This is a genomic window from Streptacidiphilus sp. MAP12-16 (assembly GCF_041262165.1).
Classification (GTDB): Bacteria; Actinomycetota; Actinomycetes; order Streptomycetales; family Streptomycetaceae; genus Streptacidiphilus.
In genome coordinates this window covers 185,926-198,571 of record NZ_JBGCBY010000007.1, presented here as the reverse complement: position 1 = coordinate 198,571, position 12,646 = coordinate 185,926, and the positions used below count along the sequence as shown (strand labels likewise).

Annotated in this window: 10 protein-coding genes; 3 read left to right on the top strand and 7 right to left on the bottom strand. The window is 68.4% G+C overall.

The genetic code is table 11. The annotated features are described in order from the left end of the window. The first annotated feature begins 84 nt into the window (after window positions 1–84). Window positions 85–1,350, top strand: coding sequence for an MFS transporter (locus tag ABIA33_RS11640; RefSeq protein ID WP_370080156.1), 1,266 nt, complete (start codon window positions 85–87; stop codon window positions 1,348–1,350). A gap of 430 nt (window positions 1,351–1,780) precedes the next feature. Here ABIA33_RS11640 and ABIA33_RS11635 read toward each other — a convergent pair whose 3' ends face one another. From ABIA33_RS11635 to ABIA33_RS11620, 4 genes are all read right to left on the bottom strand, one after another. After that, window positions 1,781–2,137 (bottom strand): hypothetical protein, encoded by a 357-nt coding sequence (locus ABIA33_RS11635; RefSeq protein ID WP_370080154.1) that lies wholly within the window; start codon window positions 2,135–2,137, stop codon window positions 1,781–1,783. A gap of 7 nt (window positions 2,138–2,144) precedes the next feature. Then, window positions 2,145–3,515, bottom strand: a complete 1,371-nt coding sequence (locus ABIA33_RS11630) for an ABC transporter permease (protein WP_370080152.1) — start codon at window positions 3,513–3,515, stop codon at window positions 2,145–2,147. Continuing rightward, window positions 3,512–4,462 carry an ABC transporter ATP-binding protein gene (locus ABIA33_RS11625; protein ID WP_370080150.1) on the bottom strand — a complete coding sequence of 317 codons (951 nt, stop codon included), beginning with the start codon at window positions 4,460–4,462 and terminating at the stop codon, window positions 3,512–3,514. The genes ABIA33_RS11630 and ABIA33_RS11625 overlap by 4 nt, the downstream gene beginning before the upstream one ends. Window positions 4,463–4,593: 131 nt before the next feature. Continuing rightward, window positions 4,594–7,260 (bottom strand): PKD domain-containing protein, encoded by a 2,667-nt coding sequence (locus ABIA33_RS11620; protein WP_370080148.1) that lies wholly within the window; start codon window positions 7,258–7,260, stop codon window positions 4,594–4,596. Between the two features lie 285 nt (window positions 7,261–7,545). Here ABIA33_RS11620 and ABIA33_RS11615 point away from each other — a divergent pair, with 285 nt between their 5' ends. Together ABIA33_RS11615 and ABIA33_RS11610 are read left to right on the top strand one after the other, a co-directional pair. Further along, a complete protein-coding gene (locus tag ABIA33_RS11615; protein ID WP_370080146.1) occupies window positions 7,546–8,097 on the top strand; it encodes a hypothetical protein in 552 nt (183 codons plus the stop codon). Continuing rightward, a complete protein-coding gene (locus ABIA33_RS11610) occupies window positions 8,094–8,261 on the top strand; it encodes a hypothetical protein (protein WP_370080144.1) in 168 nt (55 codons plus the stop codon). The genes ABIA33_RS11615 and ABIA33_RS11610 overlap by 4 nt, the downstream gene beginning before the upstream one ends. 1,177 nt (window positions 8,262–9,438) lie before the next feature. On the opposite strand, the gene ABIA33_RS11605 is transcribed toward ABIA33_RS11610, so the two are convergent. The 3 genes from ABIA33_RS11605 to ABIA33_RS11595 form a co-directional block, all read right to left on the bottom strand. After that, window positions 9,439–10,371, bottom strand: a complete 933-nt coding sequence (locus tag ABIA33_RS11605; RefSeq protein ID WP_370080142.1) for an NADP-dependent oxidoreductase — start codon at window positions 10,369–10,371, stop codon at window positions 9,439–9,441. Between the two features lie 42 nt (window positions 10,372–10,413). Continuing rightward, a complete protein-coding gene (locus tag ABIA33_RS11600; protein WP_370080140.1) occupies window positions 10,414–11,229 on the bottom strand; it encodes a nitroreductase family deazaflavin-dependent oxidoreductase in 816 nt (271 codons plus the stop codon). 349 nt (window positions 11,230–11,578) lie between these two features. Beyond that, window positions 11,579–12,253, bottom strand: coding sequence for an AbfB domain-containing protein (locus ABIA33_RS11595; protein WP_370080407.1), 675 nt, complete (start codon window positions 12,251–12,253; stop codon window positions 11,579–11,581). Between the last annotated feature and the right edge of the window lie 393 nt (window positions 12,254–12,646).

The following is a 12,646-nucleotide window of genomic DNA, read 5'->3' as shown; positions in this document are numbered from 1 at the left end:
GCTATCACAGGCTTTCGTTGGACAGCATAACGCTGCGGTTGCACTGTGAGCTATGTCAGCGCATCGATCAGGAGAGCACCCGACATGACCTCAGCACCGCCAGTCACCCACGCTGGTACCCGTCGTCGCGGGCAGCCCGCTGTTGTGCGCTCAGCCCGGCATCACTCGTTCGGCTTCTGGGTCGCCGCCCTTGCCTTCCTGGTGAACATGGGATTCTCGGCGGTCCCAACCCCGCTGTACGCTCTGTATCAGCAGCGCGATCACTTCTCGACATTCATGGTCACGGTTGTCTACGCCGTCTACGCGATCGGGGTGATCGGCAGCCTGTTCCTCGGTGGCCACGTCTCCGACTGGGTCGGGCGCAAGCAGGTGTTCGTGCCGGCACTGCTCATCAACGTCCTGAGCGCGCTCGTCTTCCTGCTCGTGCCGAGCCTGCCGGGCCTGCTCATCGCGCGTGTCGTCACTGGCATCTCCGTCGGGCTCACTACCGCGACCGCCACCGCGTACCTCGCGGAGTTGCACGTCGGGATCTTCGGTTCGGAGTCCCCGCGCTCACCCAGGCGCGCCCAGGTCGTCGCTACCGCCGCGAACCTCGGCGGCATCGGTATCGGCCCGCTGGCCGCAGGCCTGCTGGCCCAGTTCGCGCCGCAGCCGCTCCGCCTGCCCTACATCGTGTTTGGCGGCGTGCTCATCCTGCTGGCCCTGCTCGTGGCAGCCGCACCGGAGACCACTGTCCGGGCGGACCCGGCCCCCGCCTGGCGACCGCAGCGAATCGCTGTCCCGTCTGCTGCACGCGGCGCGTTCTTCGCCGCCACTGCGGCCGGTGTGGCCTCCTTTGCGGTATTCGGCGTCTTCAACTCGCTCGCGCCGAGTTTCCTGGCCGGGACCCTGCACGAACGTTCCGCGGCGGTGGCCGGTGCGATCGCGTTCGCGGCGTTCGCCGCGGGCGCCGTCGCGCAGATTCTCCTCAGTCGCCTGGGTGTGAACGCGACCCTGCGCATCAGCATGGCCATCCTGACTCCGGGGTTGGGCCTGCTGATCGGCGGGATGTGGCTGCCGAGCCTGGCCATGTTCGTCGTCGGCGGCGTCCTCACCGGCGCCGGGGCCGGCCTGGTGTTCCGCGGTGCACTGGTCGCGGCCGGCGCCGCGGCACCTCCGGGGTCGCGTGCGGAGGTGCTGTCCGGCTTCTTCCTCGGTGCCTACGTGGGCCTGTCGGTGCCGGTGGTCGGGCTGGGCATCGCCACCCAGTACGCCCCAGCCCGCGACGTGATGCTGGTCTTCGTCGCCATTGTCATCGTTGCCCTCGTGGCATCGCTTCGAGCGGTCATCGGCGCGAGCAGCGCGAAGTAGGAATTCGGACCGACCAGAGATATGCGATGGCACAGGCACACCCTCGATGACGGAGACGTCCGTGATTGAGCGCGCGTCCCCGCCCGGCGCGAAACCGCTCGGCACCAGGCTGGTGATCGGGCTGTTGCTCACGATGACTGCGGGAGTCGCCTCCGCCACTCGGCGCCGGTTGGTTCAACGTCAGGTCCGCCCAGGTCGGCCTGTCCAGCACATCGGGCCCCCGCACGTCGGGCTCGACCAGCGCCGACAGCGCGCCCCGCAGCGCGTAGTCCGGTTCCACGACACGCTTGCAGCCACAGCCCAGCCGCGGCACCCGGACCAGCGGTGCCACGGCGGAGTCGGGCTCACTCACGAATTAGTCGTCTGGGTCCGGACGTGGCCTCGCTGCGCAGCGCTTTCCGGAGCGTTCGGACTCTGCTGCTCTATTCGGTCATGCCGTGAGTCGGTAGCTGAGGCGGGTGAGGCGGCTGGTGTGTGCCAGGGCGGGCGGGGCGGCTTCGGTGCTCCAGTGGGCGTCGAGGCGGATGATGTTGAGCGCGGTCGCGGGGAACGCGTGCTGGAGGCGGACCTTGGGCAGGCCGCGGTAGCGGGCGCGGCGGATTCCGGTGACCTCCAGGGGCTGATCTCGCTGGCCCCGAACCTGGCCGTCACCGGCCTCGCGGCCCCGGTGCTGCGCGCCCGCCGTGGCGCCGAGCCCGCCGTCGCGGCGGCGGAAGTCGGCTGACCGGCGCGAACACGAACGGCCGACCGGGCGGGCGCCCGGTCGGCCGTCGTCCTTGCGGACCAAGTCAAGCTCAGTGACTAGGGAGCAGATCAACGTTGCCGTCAAACTGCCACAGCGGATTCGGCACAACCCTTCCCTGGGTGACGATCAGGAAGTACCCGTTCACTTGCACCGGTCCGTCTCCGTCGGCGATGTACCGCCCATTCGGGGTGACATTGAGCTGGTAGACAGCTTGCGCGGTGACGTTGTAACCGGGGACGTTCCAGTAAACCGTGCAGCGCCAGTCGTTCCCCGGTCCCTCCTGTGCGCCGAGCCCTTCGCTCTTGGTACACGTCGCGGAGGTCTGCAGCTGCGCTTCGGTAACCGGCGGTTGGTGCATCTGCGCTTGCTGGAGCGGGTAGAGGTGAGCGAACGCTGTGGCCACCGACCGCTGGACCTTGTCCTGGTCGATGCCGGAGCCGCCCGCCCCGGTCGCGACGGCGGTGACCCCGGCCGTGGCGGCCAGCACGCCGGCCAGCGGGAGAACGCCCAAGGCCAGCACCCGGCGTCCGGTGCCGTCGTTGGTGAGGTTGGTGAAGTCCCGGCGGAGGAACAGCAGATAGGCCAGCGCCGTCGCGACGACCGCCCACACCAGGCTGACCCCGACGCCGATCAGCAATGGCCCCAGCTGCTGGGGATCGGTGAAAAGGCCGTTCCAGGAGATGAAGGCGTAACCGGGCAGCGCCAGACGCACCGCGACCGGCAGCGGCAGCATCTGCGCCGTCTGCATCCCGAGGGCGGCGAGCATGGGCAGGAGCAGGCCCATCGGGGATCGGCCCAGGGCGACGGAGCCGAGCAGCCCGATGGCCGCGAGGGCGAGGGTCGGCGCCAGTACGCAGACCCAGGCCAGCAGGACCTTGCCGGCCGCGTCCCCGCCGGTGAGCAGGTGGCCGTCCAGGCCGACCAGCGGCTGGTCCCCCTCCGTGAGCAGTCCGCCGACCACGCTGGAGGTGGCCAGGCCGGCCACCAGCAGCAGGATCACGGTGACGCTGGCGATCGCCTTGGCCGCGAAGATCCGCCGGTGCGAGCGGACCGCGATGAGCAGGTGGCGCCAGGTGCCCAGCCGGTCCTCGGAGGCGAACACGTCGCCGGCGACCACGGACGTGACCAGCGGCAGCGCCCAGGTGCCGGCGACGCCGAGCACCACCAACGACCCGGCCCAGCCGGTGGCGTGCATCCACCGGCCGAAGAGGGTGTCGGACGGCAAGGTGCTCTGCTGGCCTATCGCGAAGACCAGCAAGCCCGGACCGAGCCAACAGAGCAGGATCAGCAGGCGCACCCGCCAGGCAGAGAACTGCTTGACCAGCTCGAAGCGGAGGATGCGGGCCACCGGGACCGGGCGCCGGCCCGCCGTCCCAGCTCCAGCCGCGGCGGCGGGGGCGTCAGCGACGGTCGCGGTCATCGGCCGGCCTCCTGCTCGGTCTCGGTGAGGGCGAGAAACGCAGCTTCCAGCGGCGAGACAACGGGCGCCAGCTCACGCACTGCGATGCCCGCGCGCACGATCCGCGCCACGAGTTCGTCCAGGGCCGCCACCCGGGCGCGTACGACGATCACGTCGGTGTCCGGTCGCGCCGCAGGGTCGGGGCCTTCGATGACGGTTATGCCGGGCGTTTCGACCGCGACCGCGCGAGCGGCGGACGGATCCGGGGCACGCAGCCGGTAGTCGAGTTCGCGGTTCTCATCGGAGAGCTTTTTCAACGGGCCGGAGAAGACCACACGCCCGGCGGCCAGGATGGTGACCTCGGAACACAGCATCTCGAGATCGTCCATCCGATGGCTGGACAGGACGACCGTGGCGCCTTCGGCCGCGAGCCGGCTGAGGACACCGTGCACCTGCTTCTTACCGGCCGGGTCCAGGCCGTTGGACGGCTCGTCGAGCACCAGCAGCCGAGGCCCGGTCAGCAGCGCCGCGGCCAGCCCCAGCCGCTGGCGCATGCCCAGGGAGAAGCCGCGGACCTTGGCATCGGCGACGTGGGTGAGCCCGACCTGCTCCAAAGCCTCGTCGACATCCGCGGCAAGCGCGTCACCAGGGCGCAGCGTGACAAGCGTGGCAAGGTTCTGCTTCGCAGTGAGAGTGGGGTAAAGGCCGGGCCCGTCGACGAACCCGGAGACACCGTCAGGCGCGGCCAGCCCGCGTCCCACCGGAGCGCCGAGGATCTCCAGACTCCCCTCGTCGGCGACGGCCAGACCCAATAGCAGGCCGAGAAGTGTGGTCTTGCCGGCACCGTTCGGGCCGACCAAGCCGTGGATCTGACCCTGCGCCACGTTCACATCGACGTGGTCGAGCGCGACGACGTCACCGAAGACCTTGGTGATGCCGTGGCCCCTCACCGCGATGGTCGTATCCATCCGTGCCTCCCTCAATAGCGATCATCTGACTCCGAAGGACCTGCCCCTGGAGCGACGCTCAGCCCCGAAACGGGGCCTGCACGGCCCCCGTCCCGCTGGGGGGACGGGGGCCGGCCACGGGCTGTCGCCGTTCAGCTCACGTTGACGGCGGTGTCGTCGATGACGAAGGAGGTCTGGTACTCGAAGTCCTCCGCGCCGGTGAACTTGAGCGTGACCGTCTGGCCCGCGTACGGGGAGAGGTCGAAGGTGTGCTGCGCGTATCCGGTGAGGTGGTCGAGGTTGGAGTAGGTGTGCAGGGTCCCCAGCACCGTTCCGGAGCTGTTCAGGACCTGCACCTTGAGTGTGTCGTAGGCCGTCGTGGTCGAGGTCTCCGCCGTGTCGACATGCAGCCAGAAGCTCAGCTGCTCCGAGGAGCAGCCGGTCGGCAGGGTCACCTTCTGCGACAGGGTGTCGGTGTGGGTGCTGCCGTAGCCGTCCAGCCAGGCGTCCCAGCTGCCGCTGTGCGGCGGCTCGGTGGAGGAGTTGCTGATCACGCCGGAGGACGCGGTCCACGGCGAGGCGGTGCCGGTCTCGAATCCGGGGTTGCCGAGCAGTTGCTTGGCCGTGCAGCTGGAGGTGGGCACGGTCGCGCTCGCCTCGTTGCTCTGCGGGCCCTCGCCGATCGCGTTCACCGCAGTGACCTTGTAGTAGTAGGTCTGGCCGGCCGTGAGCCCGCTGTCCGTGCAGGACAGGGTGATGCCCAGGCTGGAGCAGCCGCCCGAGGTGAGCAGCGTCTCGCTGCCGCTGGAGGTGCCCCGGTAGACCTTGTAGGAGTTGATGTTGACGCCGCCGTTGTTGGCGGGCGCCTGCCAGCTGAGCGAGACCTGTCCGGTGCCCGGTGTCGCGGCCAGACCCGTCGGCGCTCCGGGGGCCGTGCCTGCGATGGGCGAACCCGTCACCGAGACGGTCGAGGTCGCGGAGTTGGCCGGATTGGCGCTGTCGGTCACCGTCAGCGTCGCCGTGTAGGTGCCGGCGTTGCTGTAGGTGTGGTTCGGGTTCTGCGCCGTGCTGGTGGCCGAGCCGTCACCGAAGTCCCAGCTGTAGTTGTAGGCCGGGGTGCCGCCGGTCGCCGTGCCGGTGAAGTTCACCGTCAGCGGCACCTGACCGGAGGTCGGAACCGCCGAGGCGCTCGCCGCCAGCGGCTGGCCCACCGCGCTCACGTTCACTGCGACCGTCGAGGTGGCGGTCTTGGCGGGCGAGGAGCTGTCCGTGGCGGTCAGCGTGGCGGTGTAGCTGCCCGCGGCGCTGTAGCTGTGGCTCGGGTTCTGCGAGGTGCTGGTCGAGCCGTCGCCGAAGTTCCAGCTGTAGCTGTACGGCGCGGTCCCGCCCGAGGCGGAGCCGGTGAAGTTCACCGTCAGCGGCGCGTTGCCGGTCGTGGGCGAGGCCCCGGCGGAGGCGGACAGCGGCGTGGTCCCCTGGATCCACAGATCCTCCAGCGGGTCGCCGAGGGCGGCCTGGTCGTTGGAGGTCATCGGGAAGGTGCCCAGCCCCAGATTGTCGTTCGGGTCGATGATCCCGGGGTGGACGTTCTGCATCGTCCGCTCCATCGCCGCGAGCACGTTGTTCGTGGTGTACGCGACGTGGGACATGTAGCCCTGCTTCATGTACTTGGGCGAGGCGACGACGACGAGCGGGACCCGGTAGGTGTTGCTGACGTGGTCCGAGCCGTTGTTGCCGTTCTGGGTGTCGTCCTCGGAGATGACGATCAGGGTGTTGTCCTTGTAGGACGCGTTGCCCATGATCGAGTCGACGATCTGCTTGGTCGTCGCGTCATTGGTGGGGATGTCCTGGTAGGTGCCGGGGTGGTCGTTGAACAGCTCGACGTAGTTGTAGGTCGGCATACCGTTGGTGTTGACGAAGCTCAGGTAGTCGTTGGCGATCGTCGTGTCCGGGATGTTCTGCCCGCTGACGGTGTACTCGTTGTAGTGCAGCTCCTCCGGGATGCTGGTCCCGGGACGGTTGACCGGCAGGGCCTCGATGTTGTGCGTGGCCGGGTTGCGCCAGTAGCCGCTGCCCGTGTTGAGCATCCAGTAGAAGTCGCCGTTCATGATGAACGGATAGGTGTTGCCGCCCGCGCCGTTGAGGAACCGGTCGAACTGGGTGCCGCCGGCGGTCGGGTAAGACTGCTGCTGCGAACTGGAGGAGGACTGGGCCGAGAAGAGCCACCAGTGGTTCGGGCCGCTCGGCGGCTGCGTGCCGGTGCTGTAGGAGTCCAGCAGGGAGTACTGCTTGGCGAGGGCGTGCAGGTTGGGCACCGAGCTGATGTGGTTGGTGCTCTGCACCACGCCGTTGCAGCCCGCGTGGATGGTGGTGGCGCAGTCACCCAGGTAGTCGTCGAAGGTGTGGTTCTCGCGGTAGAGCATCACGAAGTGCGTGAACGGCGGGAAGTACGGCGCGAGCGGGTTGACCGAGGCGCCGGCCTGCGTGGTGGAGCCCGTCGTCTTCGTGGCCGTAGATCGGGCGGGGTAGTTGTGCGGCTGCGGGAACTTGGCGAACTCCGCACCTGGTGCGGCGAAGTGCGCGCCGGTGCAGTTGTAGTCGTCGGGCTTGTAGGACTGGTGACGCTGCCCTGCGGGCAGGTACTTCGCGTTGTCGGGATCCTGGCTGGGGTTCCAGCCCTTCAAGGTGCAGGAGCCGACCCCCGTCGCGGGGTTGGCGGCGTCAGTGGTCCCGACGCCGTGAGCCGCGCTCTCCAGCCCGGTAAACAGTACGGCGAGGCTGACGATACCGGCCAGCCATAGCTTTCTGGATCTCTTCATCGGCACTCCCGTGTCGAGGGCGCGCGCAAGGGCGCGCGAGTCTACGCGCGATGCATGGAGCCATACGGGATTGTGACGACGAGTCAAGGTCATGACAAGTGGGCAGGATTGAGCCACTTTTGATTTCCTGTGACGGTCGTCTGTCGTTCGCCTGGCGTTGCCTGCGCCTCGGCTGGGACCGGGCGCCTCTATGGATCTATCCAAGTCGGCCCCAATACTCGGAGGACTGCCCATGCACCGCCCTGAATCCGCTGCCGCATCCGTCCGGTCTCCGCGGCCGCGCTCGTGCACGAGCCCGACCCAGCGCTGCCCCGGACGCTCCTGCGCCACGCCCGGGACCGGATGAACCTCACCGAGACCCCGCTCGGACGCCCGGCTGACGACGCCGAACTGCGGGCCTCGCTCAAGGGCCTGCTCGGCCCGGACGGCAACGACCCGGCCGAGGTCCTGCGCCGCTACTCGGAGCAGATCGAGCCGTCGGTCATCTCCTGCGACAGCCAGGTCGCCACGCCCGAAGCCTTCGCGCAAACCTGGCTACGCCCCTCCGTCTCCTTCCGGCGCAGCCAGGCGTTCACCGTCCACGAACCGAACACGGCTCAGAGGCTGTGCCTGCTCGAACGCTCCGCCCGGGATCTGCCGGTCGAGCCGTTCAACCCCCGGAGACTGCGCGCCGTCGCGAAGGCCATCCCGACGATGACGACGATGTCTGTGCCCAACGGTTTCGTCGCGGCGCGTGCCGCGCTCGCCGGGGCAGGCGTCGCCCTCAGCTTCACGCGCGAAGTCCCCGAACCCGAGTATGTGCGGCCACGCGGTGGATCAACGGCGAACGCCCCGTGATCGGCATCACGGAACCGCGCCGCACAAACGTTCTCGACCTGGACGTCAAGCGCGATGCCACCGACCCTGCCGAGGACGAGGCCGACGCTTTCGCCGTCGACACACTCTTCCCTGACGACAGGGGCGATTTGATCGTCCGTGCCACATGCAACCGCGCGAGCTGATCATCATCGCCGCACGGCTCGGTATCCGGGTCGCGCTGGTCGCCGGGCGCTACGGCAACCAGACCGGAAAATGGCACCTGGTCAACCGCTGCGCAAGCCGATCACCGTCGACGACATTGCAGCACTCGAAGCGATTGTCGACGACACTGCCGCATCGAAGGACCCCAGCCAGCCACCCTGGACCAGGTGACGCCCTGCACGGCACCACGCACCGGAACCAGAGTCGGGTGCGGTTCCTGGCTCATCCAAGATTTTCGTAACCGTTGATCGCCGACACTGACGGGGAGTGACATCGTGGTCGCACGGCGGGATGCTGGGGCATGCCCGACGAGGTGTTGATCCTGCTGCTTCCCCAACGATGCCGCCACGCGCATCGACCGCACACGCGCGGCCCTGCACCTCGCTTTGACCATGGCCCTGGTCGAAGCCGGATGCCGGGTCACCGACGACCCCACCCGCCAAGAACGCCAGATCAGCGACCCCGCGGCCCGGCGCGCCTGAAATGCCGCTGGCAGACCGGTGCACGCCCTGGCCCGCCTCCGCCGCTGCGCGCTTGTCGACAGCAACGATCTCCCGTTGTCTGCCTTGAGCCGCAACCGCCACCTCAGGTCGGCTTCCGGCGCTCGGAACGCAACTGGTGGGCAGGCCCCTGCTGGTCCCTGGTCCTTCGCCGCGGTCAACTGGGCGTGCGGGGAATCAACCGGCTCTCCTTGGCTGGGGCTGTGTCAGATCCGCGCCGTCTCGCGCCCGGCGGTTGAGTGGGGTAGGACGCGTGCGATGACCAGCGCTGGAGCTGTCTGTCCCGCGTTCTCAACCAACCCGACGGGGGCTGGGAACTGTCCGGTCACCTCCAGGACGTCGAAGGGGAGGTACTGGCCGTGCTCGACGAGGAGCAGAAGATCCGGCAGCACCGTCGCCCACGGCTGGCTCAGCTTTGATGACGATGGGTCCCCACGTGCCGCTGTGGATCCGGTCGAGCACCTCGTTGACGATGGCCCCGCGGATGTCCGCCTTGATCCGAAGAGGGCGCTCCTGGCAGGCAATGTAGAGCATCACCGGTGCCTCGATCGCAGCGAGGGCCGACTCCGGGTCGTCGTACAGATCCCGCAGGCCGTTGAGGCTACGGGACTTGACCTCGATGGCGAGGTTGGCCCGGCGCAGAAGAGTTTGGGAGGCGTCAGTACACCCAGGGGCTCAGGACGATCTTGCCGTGGGTGTGGCGGCGTTCGAGCTCGGTGTATGCCCCGCGGACTTGCGCCAGCGGGTAGACGTTCGCGACCGGCACGTCGAGGTGTCCGTCGGCGATCAGGGCGGCAAGCTCGGCGAGCACCTTGGCGCCCGGCCCGGCCGCAGTCCCCCCGTCAGTCTTCACCCCGTACTTCTCGGCGGCCGCGAAATCGGCGATGGTGTCGATCCGATCGGTCGCGACGCCGAGGGAGAGGGCGAGCTCGACGTACCCGTCGCCGAAGGTGTCGATGAAGGCGTCCACGCCGCTGGGCGCGGCGGCCCTGATGCGGTCCGCGACGCCCTCACCGTACGCGACCGGGATCACGTCGTGGCTCTTCAGCCAGTCGTGGTTGCTCTCGCTCGCCAGGCCGATGATCGTGGCCCCCGTACGGCGCGCGAGCTGGACGGCGAGCGAGCCGACTCCCCCGGCGGCTCCGGAGATGACGACGGTCTCGCCCTCCTTGGGCTGGACGGCGTGTACCGCCCCCCATGCGGTTACGCCGACGACGTACAGGCTGCCGGCCACCTCCCATGAGACCTTCTCCGGCTTGCGCGTGAGGTCACCGGCCTCGACCAGGACCAGCTCGGCCTGAGAGGCCCGCTTCTGGGTGAAGCCGATCACCTCGTCGCCGGGCGAGAATCCAGCAACCCCGGCGCCGATCTCCTCGATGACCCCGGCGAGGTCGCTGCCCTGCCCGGACGGGAACGTCGACGGGAACAGGTGGGCCAACGCCCCCGTGCGGATGACCGCCTCACTGGGGTTGATGCCGGCCGCTTTCACGCGTACGAGGACCTGCCCGTCCCCGGGCACCGGACGTTCCACCTCGTCGACCCGCAACACGTCGATCCCGCCGAACTCGTCGTACCTGACCGCCTTGGGCATGATCTCTCTCCTTCGACTCGCTGAGGCTGACAGGGGTGTGGGCTACGCCCGCCGGAGTTCGAGCACGGGAATGATGCGGATTCCGGCAGTCTGGCGTGCGTACTCGGCAAAGCCGGGGTAACGCCGCGCTTGCTCGGCGTAGACGCGGTCGCGTTCGGCGCCGATGAGTTCGCGGACGGTCACCTGGTAGGTCGCGGTGCCGCGTTCGATGGTGCCCTCACCGGCGGCGGTCAGGTTGCGGTACCAATCCGGGTTGGTGGGTGCTCCGCTCTTGGTTGCGAAGACGTAGACGATGTCCGGCGCGGTGTCCTGCGGGAGGTACATCATCGGACTGACGTGCTCCTGCCCGCTCTTGCGGCCGCGGTGATGGACGAGGACCAGCGGAGCGCCCTCGAAGACCCCGCCGACCCTGCCCTCGTTCGCTCGGAACTCTGCGATGGTCGTCGCGTTCCAGTCGAGTGCTTCGGTCATGTCGAACTCCTGTCGATCACGATCCGGGTTATGCGCTGGGAGGATGAGCTGTAGGGACAGTGCGGGTCCTGCCTTGCGCTGGGCGGTGACGCGAGCTGCGCCGGAGAGATGGGCTGACAGGAGCAAGCCGGTGCCGGAGAAGCCGAGCGCACGCTGCACATGCGGCAACGCCACATTGACGATGGTGGAGTCGAGTACCACCATGAGCTGCTGGGCGGTGGCAATGACCAGCGAAGCCAGGTCGAGGCGACGGTTGCCGCTGTCGGCCGTGGCGCCGGGTGGGACAGCTCGTCCGGTCACGGATTGCGGGACCGACGCCGGCCGCGAGGTGGTCGCGTAGCCGGACGGATCGGCGGCGTCGTCCGCGCCGGATGCTGGTGACGTCACGGTATCTCCCTGGGCCTCGGAGTACGTCCCTCGCGGCCGTGCAAGCTTTGGCGATGGACCCAGGCTCGCTGCCAGCACGGTGAGAGGGCCTCACCGGATTCCGGTGATTCGCCACCCGGACGACGCGGGACGGGCCGGCCACGCGGACGCCGGCGCCTGGGACCGCCCGGCCGGGGCACTCCCTCCTCGGTGGGCCCTGTCGTTCGGCCGCGGAGGCCGTGACTGCGGACGCGTAGTCCGCACTGGAAGTTGGGAGCAGGATGTACAGGTGGCGGAGCGCGGGGTGGTCGTGCCGGCGGGGATTCGCCGGCACGACCGTCTCCGGTGGCTCAGTGGTACGGCGGGGTTCTCACGCCCACGGAGAGGCGACAATCCAGCTCACGTCGTCGGTCCACGAAATGGCGCTGTCCCATGCGCCGGATCCCCCGTCGCTGGCGTTGTACACGGTGTAGTTGAAGTGGCGGATGTAGTTGTCCTGGTAGTTGAGGGACTGGAACGAGTAGCCCCGGCCCTTGATCCCGGGCTGCGGGCAGAACGTGGCGTCCCGGGAGAACAGGGTGGTGCCGTCATTGGGCTCCAGCCAGAGTTCGAATCCTGCGTGCCTGAGGTACTGGCCCGACTGGTTGGCGGACTCCAGGGAGATGCAGGAGCTGTTCGCCAGGCCTGCGTGGACGATCCAGGTGGAGTCGGCCTTGTCGGTGGCTGAACTGGTTCCACTGATGGGCGAGATGACGGCCTTCGTGTCGCTGTCGTCGTGGCGGATGTAGTCGCCGGTGCAGCACGCGGTGGTGGCCTGCAGCGAGATGCGTGCACCGGGTGCCAGCGCGCTGATGGGGGCGAGAGCGTACCCGGCCGCGACAACGTTCGCCTGAACGGCGGCGTCGACGGCGTCGGAGGGCAGGCTGGCGGTCATCACGCCCTCGAAGAACGAGCCGGCGGAAGCGTTGCTGTTGTCACCACCGCAGCACGGGGTGGATGTTAACGCTAACAAATGCGACCGCACGAAAAAGGGAAATCTCCCCATTGCCAGGCAGCGGTCATCCAGGGACTCGCCCCGGAGCAGAGGCGGAATTGCATTTCCTGCACTCACGGATACCGCTCCAGGGTGACCGCGTGACCGGTCTTCGTCAACGGATCGGACAGCTGTTCTTGATTGCGCATAACTCCTGGAGTGCAGGTACGGCGAAGCAAATCCGCAGAGCGCAGGACGGAGCGCCTGACCTGCAGGTGATGGCAGGTCAGTCGCTCCGGAGCCAATGAGTGATGGTTCAGACTCTCCTTGGATCAAGCCGTCGCGTATCGCCTGTCGGCACAGTTCGAAAGAGCGACCCAATAGCACTCAGCGGATATAGAAGTCAGCTGGGCGGCGTCGACTCAGTGACCGGGCGTTCCGCGCTGGGCCCCGCCCGCGAGTGGT